Annotated in this window: 22 protein-coding genes; 10 read left to right on the top strand and 12 right to left on the bottom strand. The window is 73.5% G+C overall.

Translation table 11 applies throughout. From position 1 onward, the window contains the following. Window positions 1–307 precede the first annotated feature (307 nt). Window positions 308–1,183: a putative protein N(5)-glutamine methyltransferase gene (locus KBY32_RS07700; protein ID WP_210979353.1), complete on the top strand. Its 876-nt coding sequence runs from the start codon at window positions 308–310 to the stop codon at window positions 1,181–1,183. Here the strand turns inward: KBY32_RS07700 and KBY32_RS07695 are convergent. Next, window positions 1,155–3,215 carry a SpoIIE family protein phosphatase gene (locus tag KBY32_RS07695; RefSeq protein WP_210979352.1) on the bottom strand — a complete coding sequence of 687 codons (2,061 nt, stop codon included), beginning with the start codon at window positions 3,213–3,215 and terminating at the stop codon, window positions 1,155–1,157. The two genes, KBY32_RS07700 and KBY32_RS07695, sit on opposite strands and share 29 nt — an antisense overlap. A gap of 289 nt (window positions 3,216–3,504) precedes the next feature. Here KBY32_RS07695 and KBY32_RS07690 point away from each other — a divergent pair, with 289 nt between their 5' ends. The 4 genes from KBY32_RS07690 (at window position 3,505) to KBY32_RS07675 (ending at window position 7,772) form a co-directional block, all read left to right on the top strand. Further along, window positions 3,505–4,377, top strand: coding sequence for a hypothetical protein (locus KBY32_RS07690; protein WP_210979351.1), 873 nt, complete (start codon window positions 3,505–3,507; stop codon window positions 4,375–4,377). A 132-nt stretch (window positions 4,378–4,509) separates the two neighbouring features. Further along, entirely contained in the window at window positions 4,510–4,890 is a 381-nt protein-coding gene (locus tag KBY32_RS07685) for a hypothetical protein (RefSeq protein WP_210979350.1), read from the top strand. A 280-nt stretch (window positions 4,891–5,170) separates the two neighbouring features. Continuing rightward, window positions 5,171–7,186 (top strand): NADPH-dependent 2,4-dienoyl-CoA reductase, encoded by a 2,016-nt coding sequence (locus tag KBY32_RS07680; RefSeq protein WP_210979349.1) that lies wholly within the window; start codon window positions 5,171–5,173, stop codon window positions 7,184–7,186. A 31-nt stretch (window positions 7,187–7,217) separates the two neighbouring features. After that, entirely contained in the window at window positions 7,218–7,772 is a 555-nt protein-coding gene (locus tag KBY32_RS07675; RefSeq protein ID WP_210979348.1) for a PadR family transcriptional regulator, read from the top strand. A 64-nt stretch (window positions 7,773–7,836) separates the two neighbouring features. Here the strand turns inward: KBY32_RS07675 and KBY32_RS07670 are convergent, their stop codons facing one another. Both KBY32_RS07670 and KBY32_RS07665 read right to left on the bottom strand, forming a co-directional pair. Beyond that, window positions 7,837–8,385, bottom strand: a complete 549-nt coding sequence (locus KBY32_RS07670; protein ID WP_055619669.1) for a hypothetical protein — start codon at window positions 8,383–8,385, stop codon at window positions 7,837–7,839. A gap of 200 nt (window positions 8,386–8,585) precedes the next feature. Beyond that, window positions 8,586–9,560: a fibronectin type III domain-containing protein gene (locus KBY32_RS07665; protein WP_210979347.1), complete on the bottom strand. Its 975-nt coding sequence runs from the start codon at window positions 9,558–9,560 to the stop codon at window positions 8,586–8,588. A gap of 496 nt (window positions 9,561–10,056) precedes the next feature. Between KBY32_RS07665 and KBY32_RS07660 the strand changes: the two genes are divergently transcribed. After that, window positions 10,057–10,752 (top strand): glycoside hydrolase family 75 protein, encoded by a 696-nt coding sequence (locus KBY32_RS07660; protein ID WP_210979346.1) that lies wholly within the window; start codon window positions 10,057–10,059, stop codon window positions 10,750–10,752. A 34-nt stretch (window positions 10,753–10,786) separates the two neighbouring features. On the opposite strand, the gene dhaM is transcribed toward KBY32_RS07660, so the two are convergent. From dhaM to KBY32_RS07615, 9 genes are all read right to left on the bottom strand, one after another. Then, a complete protein-coding gene (gene dhaM, locus KBY32_RS07655) occupies window positions 10,787–11,206 on the bottom strand; it encodes a dihydroxyacetone kinase phosphoryl donor subunit DhaM (protein WP_210979345.1) in 420 nt (139 codons plus the stop codon). Then, window positions 11,199–11,798 (bottom strand): dihydroxyacetone kinase subunit DhaL, encoded by a 600-nt coding sequence (gene dhaL / locus KBY32_RS07650; protein ID WP_210979344.1) that lies wholly within the window; start codon window positions 11,796–11,798, stop codon window positions 11,199–11,201. Before dhaL ends, dhaM begins: the two co-directional genes overlap by 8 nt. Window positions 11,799–11,844: 46 nt before the next feature. Then, window positions 11,845–12,837, bottom strand: a complete 993-nt coding sequence (gene dhaK, locus KBY32_RS07645) for a dihydroxyacetone kinase subunit DhaK (protein WP_210979343.1) — start codon at window positions 12,835–12,837, stop codon at window positions 11,845–11,847. A 184-nt stretch (window positions 12,838–13,021) separates the two neighbouring features. Then, on the bottom strand, window positions 13,022–13,627 hold the full coding sequence (locus tag KBY32_RS07640; protein WP_210979342.1) for an HD domain-containing protein: 606 nt from the start codon (window positions 13,625–13,627) through the stop codon (window positions 13,022–13,024). A 62-nt stretch (window positions 13,628–13,689) separates the two neighbouring features. Beyond that, entirely contained in the window at window positions 13,690–14,541 is an 852-nt protein-coding gene (locus KBY32_RS07635) for an enoyl-CoA hydratase/isomerase family protein (protein WP_247689128.1), read from the bottom strand. 173 nt (window positions 14,542–14,714) lie between these two features. Continuing rightward, window positions 14,715–15,173, bottom strand: coding sequence for a MarR family winged helix-turn-helix transcriptional regulator (locus tag KBY32_RS07630; protein ID WP_055620148.1), 459 nt, complete (start codon window positions 15,171–15,173; stop codon window positions 14,715–14,717). A gap of 50 nt (window positions 15,174–15,223) precedes the next feature. After that, complete coding sequence (locus tag KBY32_RS07625) at window positions 15,224–15,916, bottom strand: type 1 glutamine amidotransferase domain-containing protein (protein WP_055619678.1); 693 nt, start codon at window positions 15,914–15,916, stop codon at window positions 15,224–15,226. 152 nt (window positions 15,917–16,068) lie between these two features. After that, the gene (locus KBY32_RS07620; RefSeq protein WP_210979341.1) at window positions 16,069–16,875 is read right to left on the bottom strand and encodes an MBL fold metallo-hydrolase; all 807 of its coding nucleotides are present in this window, start codon (window positions 16,873–16,875) and stop codon (window positions 16,069–16,071) included. Window positions 16,876–16,978: 103 nt separating this feature from the next. Beyond that, the gene (locus KBY32_RS07615) at window positions 16,979–17,452 is read right to left on the bottom strand and encodes a MarR family winged helix-turn-helix transcriptional regulator (protein WP_210979340.1); all 474 of its coding nucleotides are present in this window, start codon (window positions 17,450–17,452) and stop codon (window positions 16,979–16,981) included. 113 nt (window positions 17,453–17,565) lie between these two features. Between KBY32_RS07615 and KBY32_RS07610 the strand changes: the two genes are divergently transcribed. The 4 genes from KBY32_RS07610 (at window position 17,566) to KBY32_RS07595 (ending at window position 21,193) form a co-directional block, all read left to right on the top strand. Then, on the top strand, window positions 17,566–18,615 hold the full coding sequence (locus KBY32_RS07610; protein ID WP_210979339.1) for an LLM class flavin-dependent oxidoreductase: 1,050 nt from the start codon (window positions 17,566–17,568) through the stop codon (window positions 18,613–18,615). Between the two features lie 36 nt (window positions 18,616–18,651). Further along, a complete protein-coding gene (locus tag KBY32_RS07605) occupies window positions 18,652–19,350 on the top strand; it encodes an NADPH-dependent F420 reductase (RefSeq protein WP_210979338.1) in 699 nt (232 codons plus the stop codon). A 166-nt stretch (window positions 19,351–19,516) separates the two neighbouring features. Further along, entirely contained in the window at window positions 19,517–20,281 is a 765-nt protein-coding gene (locus KBY32_RS07600) for an SDR family NAD(P)-dependent oxidoreductase (protein ID WP_210979337.1), read from the top strand. A gap of 192 nt (window positions 20,282–20,473) precedes the next feature. After that, window positions 20,474–21,193 carry an SDR family oxidoreductase gene (locus KBY32_RS07595; RefSeq protein ID WP_210979336.1) on the top strand — a complete coding sequence of 240 codons (720 nt, stop codon included), beginning with the start codon at window positions 20,474–20,476 and terminating at the stop codon, window positions 21,191–21,193. The last annotated feature ends 195 nt before the right edge of the window (window positions 21,194–21,388 follow it).

Here is a 21,388-nt window from a genome sequence, read left to right as displayed (position 1 = left end):
GTACCACCGTACGACGTCCCGGCGGCGGACCCGCGCCCGGGCGTCCGGCCGCTCACGTGCGGTGACGCCGACCGGACACCGCGTCGCCACAGCCCGCGGACAGACCCGGGCCTGACAGGCCCGGAACGCCCCGCACCCTTGCGGTAGGGTGTGCCGTCCAGCCGGGAGAGCCCCGGCCCAGGAGCCGGGAGGTGGGACCCATCACCGCTGTGTCAGGTCGGGTGCTCACCCTTCGGATCGGCGCGGACCTCCGCCGCTAGGCGACCGCCAGAGCACCCTTCGGCCCTCCGAAAGGCTCTCGGCTTCCATGCCCCCCGCGTCCCCGCCCCCGTTCCGGCCCCCCGCCTCTCCCTCACCCCTCTCCCACGACGCCGTCGTGAGCGCCCTGCGCGCCGCCGGCTGTGTGTTCGCCGAGGACGAGGCCCGGCTCATCCTCTCCGCAGCCGCCGACCCCGGCGAACTGGCCGCCCTGGTGGACCGGCGCGTGAGCGGTCTTCCTCTGGAACTCGTCGTCGGCTGGGCCGAGTTCGCCGGTCTGCGGATCACCGTCGCACCCGGCGTCTTCGTCCCGCGCCGCCGGACCGAGTTCCTGGTGCGGCAGGCGCTCGCCCACGTCCCCGACGCCCGGGTGGTCGTCGACCTGTGCTGCGGGTCCGGCGCGGTCGGCGCTGCCCTCGCCGCCGCGCTCGACGGGGCCGAACTGCACGCCGCCGACATCGACCCCGCCGCCGTGCGCTGCGCCCGCGGCAACGTGGCGCCCTTCGATGGCCGGGTGCACGAGGGCGACCTGTTCGAGGCCCTGCCCGCCGGGCTGCGCGGCCGCGTCGGCATCCTCGCGGCGAACGTGCCGTACGTCCCCACCGGCGAGGTGCCGCTGCTGCCCGCCGAGGCGCGGGAGCACGAGCCGCTGGTGGCGCTCGACGGGGGCCCGGACGGCCTGGACGTGCTGCGCCGGGTCGCCGCCGAGGCACCGCGCTGGCTCGCGCCGGGCGGCTGCCTGCTGATCGAGACCAGCGAGCGCCAGGCGCCGCAGGCCATGGAGACCTTCACGGCCAGTGGGCTGTCGGCCCGCCTGCTGGTCTCCGACGAGCTCTACGCACATGTGGTCGTCGGCCAGGTCTCAGACCTGGCCGACGACCACATGTGCGGGCCGCTCAGGCGGGGTCGAGCACCCGGGCGATGAGCAGCGCCACATCGTCGGAGTTCTCGGGCTGGTGCAGCGTCCGCAGCAGGAGGTCGCAGCACTCCTGCAGCGGACGCCCCGGGTCGTCGAGCAGGGCGAGGAGCGCGTCGAGGCGTTCGTCCAGCGGGTGCCGGCGGGTCTCCACCAGACCGTCGGTGTAGAAGACGAGCTGGTCGCCCGGTGCGAGGTCGACGGTCGTCGTGGAGAAGGCGACGCCGCCGACGCCGAGCGGGGCGCCCGTCGGCAGCTCCAGCAGCTCGGGCGGCCGGCCGGGGCGGACGCGGACGGGCGGCAGATGCCCGGCGTTGGCGATGCGGCACTGCCGCAGCTCCGGGTCGTGGACGGCGTACACACAGGTCGCGATGGAGTGGTCGAGTCCCTGGGTGATCGTGTCGAGGTGCTCCAGGAGCCGCGTCGGCTCCAGATCGAGGGAGGCCAGGGTGTGGGTCGCGGTGCGCAGCCGGCCCATCGTCGCGGCGGCCTCGATGCCGCTGCCCATGACGTCGCCGACGACCAGCGCCGTCTTGGCGCCCTCCAGCGGGATCACGTCGAACCAGTCGCCGCCGACCTCCGCGGCCGCGCCGGCCGGCTGGTACCGGGAGGCGACCTCCAGGCCACCGGTCACCGGCGGGTGGCTGGGCAGCATGCTGCGCTGGAGGGTCAGGGCCGTGTCGCGGGCGTTCTGGTACCAGCGGGCGTTGTCGATCTGGATGGCCGCGCGGGCGGCCAGCTCGCGGGCGAGCAGCAGGTCGTCCTCGCTGAACGGCAGCGGGTTGTGGATGCGCTTGAGGTCGAGGGCGCCGAGGACCTCGCCGCGCGCGATCAGCGGCACCGCGAGATACGAGTGCAGTCCAGCGCGGCCGAGCTGACGGGCGGCCTCGGGGGAGCGGGCGATACGCGGCAGGTCCTCCTCGCCGACCCGCGCCACCAGCACCGGGTCGCCCGTGCGCACGCACTCCGTGACCAGACGGTCGGGCCCGTAGCGGGCGATGTGCCCGGGCGGATCGGCGGCCTCCACGGCGCCGGTGTCGTGTGCCGAGCGGACGGCGAGGGCGCGGATCACCGCCGGCTCGGCGGGGCCGAGGGTGCTGCGCCGGCCCTGCACGACGGCGTCCAGCAGATCCACCGCGGCCACGTCGGCGAGCTCCGGCACGGCGACGTCCGCCAGCTCGCCGGCCGTACGGTCCAGCTCCAGCGTGGTGCCGATCCGGGCGGAGGCATCGGCGATCAGTGCGAGCCGGCGCCGTGCGGTCTCCGCCGCGACCGCGGCCTGGTGCTGCTCGGTGATGTCCACCGCCATCCCGGCCACGCCGAGCACCGTCCCGGCGGTGTCCTCCAGGCGGTACAGGGAGATGGACCAGAAGCGGTCCATGTCGGGGTGGGCCCGGGTACGGCCCACGATCCGCCGGTTGATGACCGGCTCCCCGGTGCGCAGCACGGCGCGCAGCGCCGCCTCCACGGTGCGGGCCGCCTCGGCGTCCTGCATCAGCTCGTGCGGCATATGGCCGAGGTGCGCCTCGGCGGGGAGGCCGTTCAGCTCGGCCAGCGCCGGGTTGACGGAGACGTAGCGCAGCTCGGTGTCGAGGACGGCGAGCCCGACGGGCGCCTGGGCGATGGTGCGCGTGGACAGCGCGACGTCCCGCTCCACCTGACGGACCGTCGACTGGTCGGCGCACAGGCCGAGGGCGTAGACGTCGCCCTGGTCGTCGAGCAGCCGCATGTTGCGGAACTCGACCAAGCGGGTGCCGCCGTCCTTGCGCCGGATGGGGAAGGCGCCGGCCCAGCCCTCGCCGGTCTCCATGACGTCGGCGAAGAGCTTGACGACCAGATCCAGGTGCTGTTCGTGGACCATGATCCGGGCGGCGTACTCGCCGAGCGCCTCGCGCGCCGGATAGCCGAACAGCTCCTCGGCCTGAGGGCTCCAGAGCACGATGCGGCCCTCGACGTCCAGCACGACGGACGCCACCTTGAGCACGTCGAGGAGTCCGCTCGGACCCATCGGTCCCCGGGTCGGCTCGTCGCCCCCGGCCATGGGACGTTCGCCTGGAGACATCCCACGCACCGCCTTCGCCCGTAGTCGTGGCACGTCGATCCCCTGTGCCGACTCCCCTTGTTCTACCGCGTCCGACGGTGTTCGGGCCCCCTCGGTCGCTCACCTCCACCATCCCTCAACACGACAGCGGGTGGGTGCCGAAGACACACGTGGGACGGCGACTGTGGCGGACGCTACAACGGACATGGCTGTCATTGGTCTGTACATGACCATGTGGGGCCGCCACACTGTCCGCCGACGCGCCCCCACCCCCCCAAGGAGCCGCCCCATGGCCCAGCGTGCCCGGCAACGTTGTCACGCCCTGCTGACGGGCCTCGTGGCCCTCGCCTCGGCCGCCGTCCTGTCCACCGCCACGCCCGCGCAGGCGGCCGACACCTGGACGGAGGTCGGCTCCGACCGTGCCGACCCGCTGACCGAGAGCCAGGGGCTGACGTCCGTCGAGGTCCCGGCGAACAGCGCCAACCGCTACACCGGCATCGGCACCATCCCTCTGTCGGTCAGGAACCGCGGCTGGAACCATGTGGGCGACCCCGACGCCTCCTACGACGGCTACTACATCGAGCCGTACCAGGCCGACTCGGGCTCCGCGAAGATGTTCCGGGTCCAGGCGCCGGGCGGCGGCTGGTCCGAGTACGTCCACGCGCTGGGCCCCGGCGAGGCGCTGAACAACTCCTTCGTCGCGATCTCACCGGGCGGGCAGTGGATGGTCTCCGGCGAGTGGGGCACCATGACCCGGTTGCTCGTCCACCCGACGCCCGGCGTCAACCCGTCCACGTCCCCCTCGGCGAACCTGCCCTGGACCTCCAGCATCCGGCTCGACCGGCCCGTCCGCGATGTGCAGGGCTGCGACTTCCGTGACGCCACGACACTGCTGTGCTCGTCCGACGACCCCGACGGCAGCCTCTTCGGCACCACCAAGCCCCTGCTGCAGATCGACCTCTCCGCCGCCCCCGGCACCTCCGACGTCACGGGCCGGGTCACCGCCCTGCGCCAGCTCCCGCTGCGCAGCTCCTGCTCGGGCTCCTTCGAGACGGAGGGCATCGACTACGACCGCCGTACCGGCACCCTGCGCGTCATCGTCATCTCGCCGGGCTTCTGTGTGCTGACCGACAGCAAGACGTACCGGTTCACCAGGGGCTGAGCGGTGGCCGGGGACCCATGGGAACGGCCTCGCCGGTAGTGCGCCGGCATGTGTGGTGCTTTTCTTGGGTTGGGGTCCGGTTCCGCGGGCTACCCGTGGCACCGCGGTGTGGCCACGAGAGGAGCGATCACGATGGATCGTGAACGACTGCACGACGAAGCTGTGTCCGTCGAGATCAGCGGATGCAACAAGGAGGACGCCCGGATCGTCTTCGACGCGCTGTCCACGTGCTTCGAGTCGGACCGGGGGCCGGACGACGTGCCGCAGCAGCTCCACGAGACCCGGCCGATGGTGTGGCTCGGCACGTTCGAGGTGACGGACGCGCAGCAGTGCCCGCCCCCGGCCCGGCTCTCGTCGCGCGTCGAGGCGGACGCGCAGGGCGGCTACTGGGCCATCGAACGGCTCCGTAGCACCCTGGACTCCCTGTTCACCGTCCACGACCTCGCCTCGGCCTCCGGCGACCAGGAGCGGGAACTCCACGTGGTCCTGGAGAGCCGCTCCGGAGCGTCGTAGAAGCCCACGCCCCCCGGGCGACCGGCACACCGAGGCCCGCGTACCACCGGTACGCGGGCTTCCGTGTGCCCGGACGCCATGTGTGCGGCCTCCGTGTGTCCGGACGCCGTGTGCCGGGACACCGTGTGCGCGGACGCCATGTGTCCAGTACCCACCCACCCCCACTCCCGCTCCCCGCCCCCCGTGTCCGGAGTCACGCCCAAGCTGTTGTGCAACTAGTTGCATAAAGGCGCCGCGGTCCTCTACAACTACGTCAGACGACACCGCGACGGAGGCCCCCATGAGCCGTTACCCGCATCTGCTGAGCCCGCTCGACCTGGGCTTCACCACGCTGCCCAACCGGGTCCTCATGGGCTCGATGCACGTGGGCCTGGAGGAGGCCGAGCGCGGCTTCGAGCGCATGGCGGCCTTCTACGCGGAGCGGGCACGCGGCGGCGTGGGCCTCATCGTCACCGGCGGCATCGCCCCCAACGACGAGGGGCGGCCCTACGAGGGCGGCGCCAAACTCACCACCGAGGCGGAGGCCGAGCAGCACCAGGTCATCACCGAGGCCGTGCACCGCGAGGGCGGCAGGATCGCGATGCAGATCCTGCACTTCGGGCGGTACGCCTACCATCAGGACCTGGTCGCCCCGAGCCCCCTCCAGGCGCCGATCAGCCCCTTCCCGCCCCGCGAGCTCACCGACGCCGAGGTCGAGCGGACCATCGACGACTACGCCCGCGCGGCCCGCCTCGCCCGGAGCGCCGGTTACGACGGCGTGGAGATCATGGGCTCCGAGGGCTATCTGATCAACGAGTTCATCGCCGCGCAGACCAACCACCGCACCGACCGCTGGGGCGGCGCCTACGAGAACCGCATGCGCTTCCCGGTCGAGATCGTGCGCCGGGTGCGCGAGGCCGTCGGCGAGGACTTCATCATCGTCTACCGGCTGTCCATGCTCGACCTGGTCCCCGGCGGCTCCACGCTGGACGAGGTCATCACCCTCGCGAAGGCCGTCGAGGCCGCCGGCGCGACCATCATCAACACCGGCATCGGCTGGCACGAGGCCCGTATCCCCACCATCGCCACCTCTGTGCCGCGCGGCGCGTACACCTGGGTCACCCAGCGGCTGATGGGCGAGGTGTCGGTCCCGCTCGTCACCACCAACCGCATCAACACCCCCGAACTGGCCGAGGAGTTGCTGGCCGACGGCCGCGCGGACATGGTGTCGATGGCCCGTCCGATGCTCGCCGACCCCGACTTCGTCGCCAAGGCCGCGGCCGGCCGGCCCGAGGCCATCAACACCTGCATCGGCTGCAACCAGGCCTGCCTCGACCACACCTTCAGCGGCAAGATCACCTCCTGTCTGGTCAACCCGCGCGCCTGCCACGAGACCGAGCTGACCCTGTCCCCGACCCGGCTGCGCAAGCGGGTCGCGGTCGTCGGCGCCGGACCCGCCGGCCTGGCCTGCGCGGTGAGCGCGGCCGAACGCGGCCACGACGTCACGCTGTTCGACGGCGCCGGCGAGATCGGCGGCCAGCTGAACGTCGCCCGCAAGGTCCCCGGCAAGCAGGAGTTCGACGAGACGCTGCGCTACTACCGCCACCAGCTCGACTGGCAGGGCGTCGACGTCCGCCTGAACACCTGGGTGTCGGCCGACGACCTCGCCGGCTACGACGAGGTCGTCGTCGCCACCGGCGTCACCCCGCGCGTCCCGGACATCCCGGGCGTCGACCACCCGAGCGTCGTCGGCTACCTCGACGTCCTGCGCGACGGGGCCCCGGTCGGCGACCGCGTCGCCGTCCTCGGCGCGGGCGGCATCGGCTTCGACGTCGCCGAGTTCCTCACCGACGGCGGCGACAAGGCGAACGAGGACCCGGAGACGTACTTCCGGCTCTGGGGCGTCGACATGGACTACACGGCCCCCGGCGGACTCACCGCACCCGAGCGCCCCGAACCCCCGCGCACCGTGCACCTGCTCCAGCGCAAGACCAGCAAGGTCGGCGCCGGCCTCGGCAAGACGACCGGCTGGATCCACCGCACCGAACTGAAGCACCGGGGCGTCACCATGGTCCCGGGTGTGCGCTACGACCGTATCGACGACGCCGGACTGCATGTCACCGTCGGCGACGAGAGCACCGTCCTCGAGGTCGACACCGTGGTGCTGTGCACCGGGCAGGAGCCGCGCCGCGACCTGTACGAGGCGCTGCTCGCCGCGGGCCGCAGCGCGCACCTGATCGGCGGCGCCGACGTGGCCGCCGAACTCGACGCCAAGCGGGCCATCAAGCAGGGCACCGAGCTGGCGGCGAGCCTGTAGGGCGCCCGGAGCGCGTCCCTAGGATGAGCCCATGTCACTCCCGCACGCGATCCTCACGGCCCTGCTCGAGAAACCGTCCTCGGGGCTGGAGCTGACCCGTCGCTTCGACAAGTCGATCGGTTACTTCTGGTCGGCGACGCATCAGCAGATCTACCGCGAGCTGGGACGACTGGAGACCGACGGGCTCATCCGGGCCCTGCCGTCCGAACAGCCCGCCCGCGGGCAGCGCAAGAGCTACGAGGTGCTGCCCGCGGGCCGTGCCGAACTGGCCCGCTGGACCGCCGCCTCCCAGGACCCGCGGCCGATGCGCGACACGCTGCTGCTGCGTATGCGTGCCGCCGCGGTCGTGGGCACCGCGGGCCTCGGGGAGGACCTGCGCCGCCATCTCGAACTGCACCGGCGTCAGCTCGCCGAGTACGAGGAGATCGAGAAGCGCGACTTCCCGCCCGGCCGGGACAGTTCCCAGGACCGGCTGCGGCATCTGGTGCTGCGCGCCGGGATCGACCTGGAGACCTTCTGGACCCGGTGGCTCACGCACGCGCTGGAGGAGTTCCCGGAGGACGTGCCCGGACCCGGGACCGCGTGAGCCCGGGACCGCGTGAGCCCCGGGACAGGGTGAGTCCCGGGACCGTGCGGGTGGTGGGCGGCCGTCAGAGGTGGCGCGGCCGGGACGAGCGGCGGCGCAGGTACCAGGCGGTCCCCGCGACCCCCGCGCCGACCAGGACACCGCCGCCCACCATGGTCAGCGTGCCGTAGTCGCGGCTGCTGCCGCCCACGCCGCCCATCACGCCGCGCGAGGGGGTGGCCGAGGCGGTGGTCGTGGCCGAGATCGTGGGCCGCGCGGTCGGCGAGACTATGACGGCCTGGGTGCCGGCCCGGGTGCCGTCGGAGCAGATGACGATGACGGTGTGGGTCCCGGAGCTCACGTCGGACCACGCCGCCGACTGCAGGGCCTCCGTGCCGGTCAGGGAGACCCTGCGGCCCTGCGAGAAGTTGGACTGCCGGCTGTTGAGCAGCGAGGCGGTGCCCCAGCTGCCGTTCGACCGGGTGCACGCGCTGGTCGTGACGGAGACCGTGGAGCCGGTGGTGCTCACGGAGATCCCCGTCTGTGCGGTGGCCGGGACGGCGGCCGCGAACAGGGGGAGTGCGGAGGCGGCTGCCACGGTCAGGCCCGAGCGGAAGAGCGAGGTATTGCGCATGAGTTGCCCTCCGGCGGCACGGTCGGCGGTACGTCCGTTGCGCCGCCGTAGGTCGGGAACGCCCGTGCTGCCTCAGGTGCAGCCAACGCGTACCGGGGCCGGGGCGCATGCGGGCATCCGCCGGTCAGGTGACGCGGCGCCGCGTTCGGGGGACCGGCGGCCGTAGCGGGTTTGGCGCCCGGCCGGCCCCGACAGGCCGTTCACGGCCCGGTCGTCACGGTCCGTTCCGCCGAGAAGCCGCCCCAGGTGCCGTCCGGCAGCATGGCCCGGATCCGCACCCGGTGCCGCACCCCGGCCTCCGGCCCCAGATAGAAGCTGTACGTGGCCTTCTCGCGCGGCGGGTTCCCGCCGAACACCAGCGAGGTGGCCACCCGCCCGTCGAGCTGGACCTGGTACTCCGTGACGGTGCCGTCCGTGCGCGGCGGTGTCCAGCTCAGATCGACGTGGTACGCCCCGTCCGCGCGCCGGGTCGTGGCCCGGAAGTCCGTCGGCGCGGTGCCGCGGCCGTCGTCGGTGCCCGGTGTGGTGACACGCACGGCGTCCGAGGCCGGGGACAGATTGTCGGCGGCGTCCCGGGCCCGCACGGTGAACGAGTACCGGGTCCCGGCCCGCAGCCCGGTGACCACGGTGGCCGTCTGGTTCCCGCCCACACTGTGGATCCTCGTGTCGCCCTGATAGACGTCGTACGACAGGACGTCCCGGTCGTCCGTCGATCGCGTCCACGACAGCTGGACGGCCCGGCTGCCGACCGCGCGCCCTTTCGCCCGCCCGGGCCGGCTCGGCGCCGCCCGGTCCGCGGCCACGGCCGCCGGGGTGGTCGCCCGGACCGTCCGGCTCGGTGGCCCGAGCCGCCCTTCCGTGTCCCGGGCGCGGACCGTGAACGCGTAGCCGCGCGAGGGCTCCAGCCGGGTGACGTCGGCCATGTGCGCGGAGCCCGGCACCTCCACGACCTTGGTGCCGCCCCGGTACACCTCGTAGCCGCGGATCCCGTCGGCATCGCCCGCCCGTACGGCGTTCCACATCACATGGACGCTGGTCGCGCTGCCCGCCCGCGCCGTCACCCCGGTCGGCGCCCCCGGCGGACGGGCGCCCGTGCCGTCGTCCCCGCCCCAGGCGCAGGACGAGAGCACGAGCGCGGCGCAGACGGCGGGGACGAGGGCGGACACGCGTCGCACGGCTCTGCCTCCCGAAGGCGACCGACGGCAATGGTCCGGACCAATATGACCCCGCTGACGCGCTCACATCAAGAGGGCGGACGAGAGGGGCGGGGAAGCGGGCGGGCAGGAGGGCGGGCGAAGGGGTGGCCGCTGGTGACCGGTGGAGGGCGTTCCGTATGCTGAAGGTCCTCATGGCTGAACTTCCCTCGAGGGCTCGGGAGTTCATGCCCTCGGCGTGGGCCGCTGTCGTCGCTGATCCCGCGCCGGACGCGGGTGGCCCGGGGCCTGGATCCGTCAGGGAGTCAGGCCCCCGGCCGCCGGCGGACGCCCGGAGCCGCCCCGCCGTGACACCGCCGGTGTGCACCGTACGGACCCCTCTGGTGGCAGCATGATCGGACGGCCACCAGATTGGGCTGAGTGTTCGCCGGTGCGGTGCACGGTGCGTGACCGCCGGGTCCCATCCCCGGGTCGCCGGTGGACGCGTGTCCGTGTCCCCGACGTGAGGCCCCGAATCGTGCGATCGTACGCGCTGACGCTGGCCGCGGCAGGAGCCGCCCTGCTCGCCCCGACGAGCCCGCCGCCCTCGCCGCCACCCGTTCCGGAGGAGCCGAGGGTGAGTCAGGAGGCCGACGTCACCGCCGCCGAACTGCTGGCCAAGGTGAACCGATGCGCCCAGGTCTCCCGGGGCCGCTACCGCACGGACAGCGGCCGGCCCGCGACCGTTCCGGTCTGCGGGACCGAGGACGCGGTGTTCTGGAAGGCCGACATGGACATCGACTGCGACGGCCGCCCCACCGCACGCTGCAGCCGGCGCACGGACCCGCACTTCTCCTCCGCCACCGCGTTCACCCAGTCCGACGGCCGCTATCTGAGCGCCGAGAAGCTGCCCTACATCGTGGTGCCGACGCCGAGCACCATATGGGACTACCGGGACCACGGGATCCGCGGCGGCTCGCTCGCCGCCGTCATCCACCAGGGCCGGGTGCGGTACGCGGTCGTCGGCGACGTCGGCCCGTACGACATCATCGGCGAGGCGTCGTACGCCGCCGCCGAGGCGCTCGGCATCCCCGCCGACCCCCGCTCCGGGGGCGCCGCGTCCGGGGTCACCTACATCGTCTTCAAGGACCAGGTGGTCAAGCCCATCGAGGACGCGGCCGAGGCCGTCCGCGCCGGGGAGCGCGTGGCCAGGGAGTTCACGCGCGGACAGTGACGGACAGGGGCCCCCGGCCGGCACCCCTCGCCGCTCACACCTTCCGGTAGCTGTACGCGTCCGCCGCGGCCGCCTCCACCGCCGCGAGGTCGGCGCCCGCCGCCGCCGTCACGACCGCGGCCACCGCGCCCTCCACGAACGGCGCGTCCACCAGCCGGGTGTTCTCCGGCAGTTCGTCGCCCTCGGCCAGCAGCGCCTTCACGGTGAGGACCGCGCTCCCCAGATCGGTGAGGACCGCGACCCCGGCACCCCGGTCCACCGACGCGGCCGCCGCCGCGATCAGCTCGGCGCTCGTGCCCAGCCCACCGCCCTCGGTGCCGCCCGCGGGGGCCACGGGCACATCGGTCCCGCCGCCCGCCAGCTTCTGCGCCAGCTCGGCCACCGACGCGGCCACCTGCGCGCTGTGCGAGACCAGCACGATGCCGACCAGCCGGCCTTCCTTCGCCTCACTCATCGGACGCCTCCACGAGAGCCTGGACGAGCAGCGCCGAGGACGTGGCGCCCGGGTCCTGGTGCCCGATGCTGCGCTCCCCGAGATAGCTGGCCCGTCCCTTGCGCGCCTGCATCGGCGTCGTCGCGACGGCACCCTCCCGCGCGGCCGTCGCCGCCGCGGCGAACCCGTCGCCCAGCGCCTCCACGGCGGGGACGAGGGCGTCGAGCATGGTCGCGTCGCCCGGAGCGGCGCCCCCGAGCGCCATGACCGCATCGACCCCGGTACGCAGGGCCTCCGCGAACTGCTCGGCGCCGACCTCGGCCGCGTCGCCCAGCGCCTTGCCGGTACGGCGCAGCAGCGTGCCGTACAGCGGCCCGGACGCCCCGCCCACCGTGGAGATGAGCTGCCGTCCGGCCAGGATCAGGACCGCGCCGGGCGTCTGCGGCTGCTCCTTCTCCAGCGCCGCCGTGACCGCGGCGAACCCGCGCTGCAGATTGCTGCCGTGGTCGGCGTCGCCGATGGGGGAGTCGAGGGCGGTGAGGTTCTCCGCCTCGCGGTCCACGGAGGCGGCGGTCGCCGTCATCCAACGGCGGAAGAAGTCGGCGTCGAGCACTTGATCTCCTTGCGTGGCAGGTGGCTCGTGTTCGTGCGGCCCCGGATCACATACCCCAGCGCAGGCCCGGTGTGCTCACCGGCGCGTCCCACAGCCGCAGCAGCTCCTCGTCGACCTGGCACAGGGTGACCGAGGCACCGGCCATGTCCAGCGAGGTGACGTAGTTGCCCACCAGCGTGCGCGCGACCGCGACCCCGCGCTCGGCGAGCACCCGCTGCACCTCGGCGTTGAAGCCGTACAGCTCCAGCAGCGGGGTCGCGCCCATGCCGTTGACCAGGACGAGGACCGGGTTGCGCGGGGTCATGTCGTCCAGGATGGCGCCGACCGCGAAGTCCGCGATCTCGCCCGAGGTCATCATCGCCCGCCGCTCGCGGCCGGGCTCGCCGTGGATGCCGATGCCCAGCTCCAGCTCGCCGGCCGGCAGGTCGAAGGTGGGGCTGCCCTTGGCGGGCGTGGTGACGGCGCTCAGCGCGACGCCGAAGCTGCGCGCGTTCTCGTTGACCTGCCGCCCGACGGCCTCCACCCGCTCCAGCGGCTGCCCCTCGTCGGCGGCGGCCCCGGCGATCTTCTCCACGAACAGGGTCGCGCCCGTGCCGCGCCGCCCGGCCGTGTAGAGGCTGTCGGTCACCGCGACGTCGTCGTTGACGAGCACCTTGCCGACCTGGACGCCCTCGTCCTCGGCGAGTTCGGCGGCCATGTCGAAGTTGAGGACGTCGCCCGTGTAGTTCTTCACGATGAAGAGCACCCCGGCCCCGCTGTCCACGGCGGCCGCGGCCCGCACCATCTGGTCCGGCACCGGGGAGGTGAACACCTCGCCGGGACAGGCCGCCGACAGCATGCCGGGACCGACGAATCCGCCGTGCAGCGGCTCGTGCCCCGAACCTCCGCCGGAGATCAGCCCGACCTTGCCCGCGACGGGGGCGTCCCGCCGCACGATCACCCGGTTCTCCACGTCGACGACGAGTTCGGGGTGCGCGGCGGCCATCCCGCGCAGCGCGTCCGCGACCACGGTCTCCGCGACGTTGATCAGCATCTTCATGAGTACCTCCCGGGAAGCTCACCAGATGACCTGGCGACCTGCGTCTGGGCTGTTCGGAGTGGGTACGGGGCAACGATCGCACGCGGGGCCCGTGGAAGTCCCGCTGTCCGAAGTATCGACCTTGTGGCCGCACCGGTCACCTCCGCGGGAGTCCTGGTGTCCGGGGGACCCCCGGCCGCGTGGGTCAGAAAGCGGGGTTGGAGCCGTCCCGGTCCTGCTCCGCGCGGTGGGCGGCGAGCAGCCCGCCCGGCCAGCTCGACGGCGGGGCCTTCTCCGGGTTCCTGAGCGCCTGCGCGACCACCGCGCCGCTCAGCGCGGCCTCGATGTCCTGGCGCGGGAAGGCGGCGAGGGCGGAGGCCAGAGCCTCTTCGTCGCCGGGCGGGATCAGGTCGGTGTGCCCGAAGTCGGCGAGGACGCCCTCCCGGACCAGCCGGGGCAGGGTGCCCATCCGCTCCGCGATCCCCGGGGAGGTGTGCAGCGCGATCGCCTCCCAGACGCTCCGCACGAGCGGCTCCGGCCAGTCGTACGCCGCCAGGAACGCGCGGGCCGCGTCGGCGCCCTCCACCTCGAACCGCTGCGGCCCGTCGTAGACGGCGGCCGTCCCCGAGTCGTGGAACAGACACGCGACCGCGAGGGCTTCGCGCTCGACGCCGTCGACGCCCTCCCGCCGGCCGATGTGGTCGGCCAGCAGCCACACCCGGACGCTGTGGTGCAGGATCGGCGGGTCGAGCACCTCGCGCACATGCGCGTGGGCGGCGTCCGCGACGGCCCCCGGGAAGGTGATCGGCATGGCGCGTCCTCCTGTTCCCCGGGCCGGGGGAAGGTGTGCCTCCGCGAGAGCGCGGCCCGGCGTCAGGTCGATGGTCCCAAGTGCCGCCCGAGGTCGCGTTCGGCGCCGTCCGGCTGCTGCAGACCGGCGTCGAAGAGCCGTCTGACACGGGCGCTGTTCTCCGGCCGCCCCGAGGTCCGGAAGAACGCGGCCAGGGCCGCCGCGAACTCCTCGACGGGCGGCTCGGTGACCGCGTCGACCAGCGCCTTGGTCCCGGACACCGCCACCTTGTCGAAACCGGCGACGCGGCGCGCGAAGGCGTCCACGACGTCCTCCAGCCGGTCCTCCGGCACCACGCGGTTGACGTAGCCGTACGCCGCCGCCAGACCGGCCGGGAAGTCGTCGGCGCCCAGCAGCACCTCCAGCGCCCGCCCCCGGCCGAGCAGCCGGGCCAGCCGCCCGGCGGGGTTCCCGCCGGGCACCGAGCCGACACCGACCTCGAAGTGCCCGAGGACGGCGCGGGGCCCGGCGAACCGGACGTCGGTCGCCAGGACGAACTCGCTGCCGGCGCCCCGGGCCCGCCCGGCGATCTCGCTGACGGTGAGGGCGGGCACCCGGGCCAGGCGGTACATGTTGTCGGCGTACGGATGCAGCCCGGAGGCGGCCGGGCTCATCGCGGCCACCCGGGCGGTGTCGGACAGCATGTCCCAGTGCGCCATGAAGAAGTCCTCATGGGCGCTGCGGAAGACGACGACCGTGAGATCGGGGGCCCGTTCGATACGGGTGATCAGCTCCGCGAGCTGCTCCACGGTGTCGGGGTCGACCAGGTTGATCGCGCCGTTGGAGAAGGTCACGCGCCAGTAGGACGGCGTGACCTCCTGAACGGCGAACTGCTCGGCGGCGCTCATGTGCTCCGGCCCTTCGCGAGAGGTCATCGCTCGTGACTGTGCCCGGCCGGGGCGCCCCGCCCCACCCGACCGCATCCGTCGGGGTGACGCGGGAGAAGGTCGTGGCCTGGTCCACGGCGCTGGCCCCGCTGCGCACCGCCGCCTGACGCACGGCCGCCCCGGTCACCCGCACGCGCGGGGGCCGGGGCGGCCGTCGCCGGTCAGTCGTCCGCGGCGATGCGCTCCAGGACCCGGGCGGCGGCGGCGATGTCACAGCCCTCGAGGCGGGAGAAGATGTGCCGGCGCACACTCGCGAGGTTGGTCGGCCAGGCCAGCTTCAGCCGCTCCCAGCCCTCGTCGGTGAGGCTCGCCAGCCAGGCCCGGCCGTCGTCCGGGCACTTCTCGCGCAGCACCAGCGACTGCGCCTCCAGGCGCTTCACCACACGGGTGACACCGCTCAGGGAGAGCCCGCACATCCGCGCCAGATCGCTCATCCGCAGATGGTTCCCGGGAGCCTCGGACAGATGCACCAGCACGGTGTACTCGCTGCTGGTGATCGGCTGCTCCTTGGCCATGTCGGCGTCCACGACGCGCGGCAGGTACGCCATCACGCGTCCGAGCGCGCGGAGGAACGCCTCCTCGTCCTGGTCGAGCGGCTCGACCGCCGTCGTATCTGCCATGAACACAGTCTATTGCGCACAACCGACCGACAGTTCCGGCCGCCGCCGCGCTACAGGACCTTCAGCAGCTCGGCCGCCAGGGCCTCCGCCGACGCCGGGTTCTGCCCCGTGTAGAGGTTGCGGTCGACCACCGTGTACGGCTTCCACATGTCGCCGCGGACGAAGTCCACGCCGAGCACCTTCAGTTCGTCCTCCAGCAGCCACCGCGCCCGGGAGGCCAGCCCGACGCCTTCCTCCTCGTCGTTGGTGAAGCCGGTGACCCGGTAGCCCGCGAACGGGGAGACACCGCGGATCCTGGTCGACAGCAGGGCGGCCGGCGCGTGGCAGACCACGGCCAGCGGCTTGCCCGAGGCGAGGGCCGCGGTCAGCAGCCGTCCCGCGTCAGGGTCCTCCCACAGGTCCTCCATCGGGCCGTGGCCGCCCGGGAAGTACACGGCGTCGTAGTCCTCCAGCCGCGCGTCGGACAGTTGGAGGGGGCGCCGCATCTCCTCCGCGGAGCGGATGATCTGCTCCAGTTCGAGCGCGGTCTCGGCGCTCCCGGCCATGTCGGGGCGCAGACTCATCATGTCGACGGTCGGCACCACACCGCGGGGCGTCGCCACCGTGACCTGGTGACCGGCGTCCGTGAACGCCCGGTAGGGGGCGGCGAACTCCTCGGCCCAGTAGCCGGTCGCGTGCCTGGTCCCGTCCTTGAGCGTCCAGTAGGAGGCTCCGGATATCACAAACAGCAGCTTCGCGCTCATGGTCACTCCCGCCGTCACAGCGCCGCTCCGGACAGGGCGCGCGCCACGCTCGCGGAGGGAGTCACGGCCACGAACCCCACTGCCCCATGCTGCTCCCCTTCCCCGTGGGCCGCACACCGTGAGGGCCCCTGGGCCGCACGCCGTGTGGGGTCTCAGGGGCGCAGGTCCACCCACGATCCATGCGGCGCGGTCCGCAGCAGCGAGGACAGGCCCGCCTCGTGGAAGGCGAGTTCCAGGTCGGTGAACCCCTCGGAGAAGTGCGCCCAGCCGTCGTAGTGGGCCGGCACCACCACGTCGGCGCCGAGGACGGCCGCCGCTGCGGCGGCCCGCCGGCTGTCGAGGGACAGCGGCCGTCCGTCGTACTTCACCGGCACCCGGGCGGCCCCGGCGTGCAGCACGGCCGCCGTGATGTCCGGGACGCGACGGGAGATCTCCGCCACGACCCGGATCGAGGCGTTGTCGCCACTGACGTACAGCGTCGGAAGCCCCTCACCGGACAGGACGAAGCCGGTGACCTCGCAGTTGACGTTCCCGTCGGCGTCGCGCTCGGCGTCCTCCGGGCCGTGCACCGCGGGCACCGCGAGCACCGTGAGGTCGCCCTGGCCGTCGCCGCGCGGCAGGGAGTGGCTGGTCCAGGGGGCGAGCCCGTGCGCCGGGGGTCCGAGCCGGGACGCGGTGACGGGCCCGGTCAGGACCAGCGGCGCGGTCAGCGCGAACGCGCGGCCCCTTTCGTCGAGGTTGTCCGGGTGCAGATCGTGGCTGACCAGCACCAGGTCCACCGGGCCCACGGCCGCCTCGGTGCGGGCCGGTCCCGCCGTCTTGGTGAGATAGCCGTGCGGGCCCGCCGCGTCGAAGGTCGGATCGCTCACGATCCGCAGCCCGCCGATGTCGATGACGGCGGTCGGCCCGCCGAGGACCGCGACCGCGCAGTCCTGGCGGGCGAGTGGCGTGGTCGTCATGGCCGGCTCCGTCCGGGTGATCGTCCTGCTCCAGAATCTACGGCACCACCGGGGCGTCCCGCGCGGGCGCGACCCGGCGAAGACCGCATCCGACGGCGTGTGTTCAGCGGTCCCATCGCGTTCCCGTGCCCTCCCGCAGGGCCGCCAGGGCGTCGCCCACCGCCGTGATCTGCTCCGGCGTGAGCGGGGCCACGAACAGTTCGCGAATCGCGATCAGATGGGGGAGTGCCGCCGCCCGGAACGCCCGGGCGCCCTCGTCGGTGAGCACCACCTCGGCGCCCCGGCTGTCGGTGGCGCACTCCTCACGCCGTACGAGACCCCGGCGCTCCATGCGTCCCAGCTGGTGGGAGAGCCGGCTGCGCTCCCAGCCGAGGGTGCGGGCCAGCGCGGAGGGCCGTAGGCGGCGGCCGTCCGCCTCGCTGAGCGCCAGCAGCGTCCCGTAGTCGCCGGGGGACAGGGCCGAGTCCTTCTGCAGGCGTGCGGCCAGCTCGGTGCGGAGGGCCTGCGCGGTCTCGATGAAGTCCCGCCAGATCCGCAGCTCTTCGGTCGTCGGGTAGGCCCGGCGGCTGCCGCCCATCCCGCCCCCTTTCGTTTGACGAGTCAAGTATCGTTCGATGATGCTTGACGTGTCAAGCAATAGCGGGTGAGGTCCCGATGCCCGCCCGACTCCCCGTCCGAAGGAGCCCGCCCATGTCCACCGTGACCGACCCGTCCGACCTCGTTCTCGGCCTCGACACCTTCGGTGACGTGCCCGTGGACGACGCCGGTCTCCCGCTCACCGACGCCGCGGCGATCCGGCAGGTCGTCGACGAAGCCGTCCTGGCCGACGGCATCGGCGTCGACGTGCTCGCCGTGGGGGAGCACCACCGCCCCGAGTGGGCCGTGTCCACCCCGGAGACCGTGCTCGCCGGCATCGCCACGCGCACCAGCCGCATCCTGCTGTCCTCCGGGGTGACCGTCCTCAGCTCGGACGACCCGGTCCGCGTCTTCCAGCGGTTCGCCACGGTCGACGCGCTGTCCCACGGCCGTGCCGAGGTCATCCTCGGCCGTGGCTCCTCGACCGAGTCGTTCCCGCTCTTCGGTCACGACCTCGCCGACTACGAGGTGCTGTTCGAGGAGAAGCTCGACCTGTTCGTGCGCCTTCTGGAGGAGCGGCCCGTCACCTGGGAGGGCACGGTGCGCGCCCCGCTGCGGGACGCCCAGGTGCTCCCCCGGACCGAGTCCGGGCGCCTCACCACCTGGGTCGGCGTCGGCGGATCGCCCCAGTCCGTGGTGCGCACCGCACGGCACGGCCTCGCGATGATGCTCGCGATCATCGGCGGCCCCCCGGAGCGCTTCGCCCTGTACGTGGACCTCTACCGGCAGGCCACCGACCAGCTCGGCACCACCGCCCACCCGGTCGGCATGCACTCGCCGGGCTTCGTCGCCGACACCGACGAGGAGGCCCGCGAGCTGTACTGGCAGCCGTACCGGGAGATCCGCGACCGCATCGGCGCCCAGCGCGGCTGGCCCCCGCTGCGGCGCCGCGAGTTCGAGGCCGAGATCGGGCACGGCTCGCTCTACATCGGCTCGCCCGAGACGGTCGCCCGCAAGATCGCCGCCAATGTCCGCAAGCTCGGCGTCGGCCGGTTCGACCTCCTCTACACCGCGGGCGCGCTGCCCGTCGGTGCCCGGCTCCGCGCGGTCGAGCTGTACGGCGCCAAGGTGATCCCGATGGTCCGCGACCTCCTGGCCGGCTGACCGCGAAGGAACCGAAGGAGAACGGAAGGAGATCCGATGGACACGGACATCCGCACGATCGGCATCCTCGGCGCGGGCAAGCTCGGGACCGTCCTGGCCCGGCTCGCCCTCGCGGCGGGCTTCCGCGTGCTCATCGCGGGGTCGAAGGGGGCCGACGCCATCGCCCTCACCGTGAACGTCCTGGCGCCCGGCGCGGTCCCGGTGACCCCCGCCGAGGCCGCCTCCGGGGCAGACGTGGTGATTCTGGCCCTGCCGCTCGGCCGGTACCGGAGCGTCCCGGTGGAGGCGCTGCGGGGCCGGCTGGTCATCGACGCCATGAACTACTGGTGGGAGGTCGACGGCATCCGCGACGACCTCGGCGACCCGCGCCGCTCCACCAGCGCGATGGTCCAGGCGTTCCTGCCGGACGCCCGCGTGGTCAAGGCGTTCAACCACATGGGCTATCACGACCTCGAGGGCGGGGCCCGGCCCGCCGGCGCCGCCGACCGCAAGGCGATCGCCGTCGCCGGTGACCGCCCCGAGGACGTGGCCGTGGTGGCCGGGCTGGTCGGGGCGCTCGGCTTCGACCCCGTCGCGGCGGGGACCCTCACCGACGGCGTGCGGCTCCAGCCGGGCACCGAGCCCTTCGGCGCGTACGTCGACGCCGCTGAACTGCGCGCCATGCTGGACCGGTTCCCGCAGACGGAACTCGGCCGTGCGGTGACGAAAGCGCGCGCGTCCGGCGAGGCCGCCTGAATCCGGGAATGGATCGGCCGCGGGTGTGGTTGCAGCAGGTGCTTGACACGTCAAGTAAATAGGGCGGGAGGGCACACCCCCGCCGGGGCGCCCCGGCCGACGGGGCCTCCGTCCCCCTCGCGTGGCACACACCCGCGCCACGCACCTCACACTCAGGAGCAGTGCCATGGGAACACTCGACGGCAAGGTGGCCCTCATCACCGGCACCGCCGGCGGCATGGGCCGCGTCGCGGCGCTCGTCCTCGCCCGCGAGGGCGCCCGGATCGTCGGTACCGACATCCAGGCCGAGGCCGACGCGGAGACCGTCGACCTCGTCCGCCGCGCGGGCGGCGAGATGACGAGCATCGCCCCGATCGACCTCACCGACCCGGAGGCGGTACGACGGCTGGCCGACGAGGCCGCCGCTGCGTACGGCGGGCTCGACGTGGTCTACAACAACGCGGCGATGCAGCGCTTCGGCCCGATGCCGGACTTCTCGGTCGAGGACTGGCACGCGACCATCGCCGGCGAACTCGACATCCCCTTCCTCGTGTCGAAGTACACCTGGCCGCACCTGGTCCGACGCGGCGGCGGGGTCATCATCAACATCGCCTCCGAGGCCGGACTGATCGCCGGGGCCACCCCTCCGATGGTCGCCCACACGGCCGCCAACGCCGGTGTCATCGGCATGACGCGGCAACTCGCGCTGGAGGGGGCCCCGCACGGCATCCGCGCGGTGGCGATCAGCCCCGGACCGGTGCTGACCCCGGCCAGCGACCGTGACCTCGGCGACAACCAGGCGGCCAGGGACGCGATCACCAGCAAGACGCTCCTGAAGCGCTTCGCCCGACCCGAGGAGATCGTCGAACTCGCCGCGTTCCTCGCCTCGGAGCGGGCGGGCTACATCACCGGCGCAAACTACCCCGTCGACGGCGGCGCGAGCGCCTGGTGACCGGCGCGGCCCCCGTGCCCGGCGCCGCACGTCCGGCGGCCGGGCGCGGGGGTCGCGGGGCGGGGCGGTCCGCGTCAAGTGGTGGCGGCCGGTCGGGCGATATAGCTTCGTAGGGACCGCCGCGGGCTGCCGCACCGCCTCGTCGACGACCGGTCGCCGGCCCCCGGGAGCACCCGCCCGGAAGGTACGCGCATGAAGGTGGAAGGCTCCGTCGCGTTCGTCACCGGCGCCAACCGCGGGCTCGGGGAGCAGTTTGTCCGGGCCCTGTTCGACGCCGGGGCCGCCAAGGTCTACGCCGGAGCACGGGATCCCGCGACGGTCACCGTGCCGGAGGCCGAACCGGTCGCCGTGGACATCACCGACCACACTTCCGTCCTCGCCGCGGCCGATCTCGCCGAGGACGTCACCCTCCTGATCAACAACGCCGGCTCCACGACCCGGGCGCACATCCTCACCTCCGAACTGGACTCCTTCCGCACGGAGTTCGAGACCCATGTGCTCGGCACCCTCGCCATGAGCCGGGCCTTCGCCCCGATCCTCGGCCGCAACGGCGGCGGCGCCCTCGTCAACGTCCTGTCCGTCCTGTCCTGGGTGTCGATCGTCCCCAGCGCCGGGTACGCCGCGGCCAAGTCCGCCGAGTGGTCGGTGACCAACGCGCTGCGGCTCGCCCTCGCGGGTCAGGGGACCCAGGTCACCGCCCTGCACGTCAGCTACCTCGCCACCGAGATGGCAGCGGCCGTCCCGGGACCGAAGGCGGACCCCGCGGTGGTGGCCCGCACCACCCTGGAGGGGGTCGAGTCGGGGCTGCTCGAGGTGGTCGCCGACGACGTCAGCCGACGGGTCCAGGGGGCGCTGTCCCAGGGCGCCGAGGCGCTCTACCCCGAGCTGGGCGGCGGCCCGTCCCTGCTCTGATCGCCCACGCCGGCCGCCCGGGACGTTCGGCCCATGGGCGGCACTCCGGTGACGGGACAGGCTCGGCGGGTACCCATGAGCGGATCCCGCCGGAGCGCGGGACCGCCGTGACAGGGAGGTGAGGAGGCCGTGGGCCTCACGATCCGCGCCGCCGGGCCCGCAGGGCACCACCCGGACGGCCCACCGGCACCGCGT

This window comes from Streptomyces sp. RK62, from assembly GCF_018070255.1.
GTDB lineage: Bacteria > Actinomycetota > Actinomycetes > Streptomycetales > Streptomycetaceae > Streptomyces > Streptomyces nigra.
This window is presented reverse-complemented; position numbering and strand designations above follow the sequence as displayed.

Bases quoted from the DNA above. Each gene is read 5' to 3' on its own strand.
- KBY32_RS07700 (WP_210979353.1), top strand. From the start codon at position 308: ATGCCCCCCGCGTCCCCGCCCCCGTTCCGGCCCCCCGCCTCTCCCTCA.
- KBY32_RS07695 (WP_210979352.1), bottom strand. From the start codon at position 3,215: ATGGCCGGGGGCGACGAGCCGACCCGGGGACCGATGGGTCCGAGCGGA.
- KBY32_RS07690 (WP_210979351.1), top strand. From the start codon at position 3,505: ATGGCCCAGCGTGCCCGGCAACGTTGTCACGCCCTGCTGACGGGCCTC.
- KBY32_RS07685 (WP_210979350.1), top strand. From the start codon at position 4,510: ATGGATCGTGAACGACTGCACGACGAAGCTGTGTCCGTCGAGATCAGC.
- KBY32_RS07680 (WP_210979349.1), top strand. From the start codon at position 5,171: ATGAGCCGTTACCCGCATCTGCTGAGCCCGCTCGACCTGGGCTTCACC.
- KBY32_RS07675 (WP_210979348.1), top strand. From the start codon at position 7,218: ATGTCACTCCCGCACGCGATCCTCACGGCCCTGCTCGAGAAACCGTCC.
- KBY32_RS07670 (WP_055619669.1), bottom strand. From the start codon at position 8,385: ATGCGCAATACCTCGCTCTTCCGCTCGGGCCTGACCGTGGCAGCCGCC.
- dhaM (WP_210979345.1), bottom strand. From the start codon at position 11,206: ATGAGTGAGGCGAAGGAAGGCCGGCTGGTCGGCATCGTGCTGGTCTCG.
- dhaK (WP_210979343.1), bottom strand. From the start codon at position 12,837: ATGAAGATGCTGATCAACGTCGCGGAGACCGTGGTCGCGGACGCGCTG.
- KBY32_RS07640 (WP_210979342.1), bottom strand. From the start codon at position 13,627: ATGCCGATCACCTTCCCGGGGGCCGTCGCGGACGCCGCCCACGCGCAT.
- KBY32_RS07635 (WP_247689128.1), bottom strand. From the start codon at position 14,541: ATGACCTCTCGCGAAGGGCCGGAGCACATGAGCGCCGCCGAGCAGTTC.
- KBY32_RS07630 (WP_055620148.1), bottom strand. From the start codon at position 15,173: ATGGCAGATACGACGGCGGTCGAGCCGCTCGACCAGGACGAGGAGGCG.
- KBY32_RS07625 (WP_055619678.1), bottom strand. From the start codon at position 15,916: ATGAGCGCGAAGCTGCTGTTTGTGATATCCGGAGCCTCCTACTGGACG.
- KBY32_RS07620 (WP_210979341.1), bottom strand. From the start codon at position 16,875: ATGACGACCACGCCACTCGCCCGCCAGGACTGCGCGGTCGCGGTCCTC.
- KBY32_RS07615 (WP_210979340.1), bottom strand. From the start codon at position 17,452: ATGGGCGGCAGCCGCCGGGCCTACCCGACGACCGAAGAGCTGCGGATC.
- KBY32_RS07610 (WP_210979339.1), top strand. From the start codon at position 17,566: ATGTCCACCGTGACCGACCCGTCCGACCTCGTTCTCGGCCTCGACACC.
- KBY32_RS07605 (WP_210979338.1), top strand. From the start codon at position 18,652: ATGGACACGGACATCCGCACGATCGGCATCCTCGGCGCGGGCAAGCTC.
- KBY32_RS07600 (WP_210979337.1), top strand. From the start codon at position 19,517: ATGGGAACACTCGACGGCAAGGTGGCCCTCATCACCGGCACCGCCGGC.
- KBY32_RS07595 (WP_210979336.1), top strand. From the start codon at position 20,474: ATGAAGGTGGAAGGCTCCGTCGCGTTCGTCACCGGCGCCAACCGCGGG.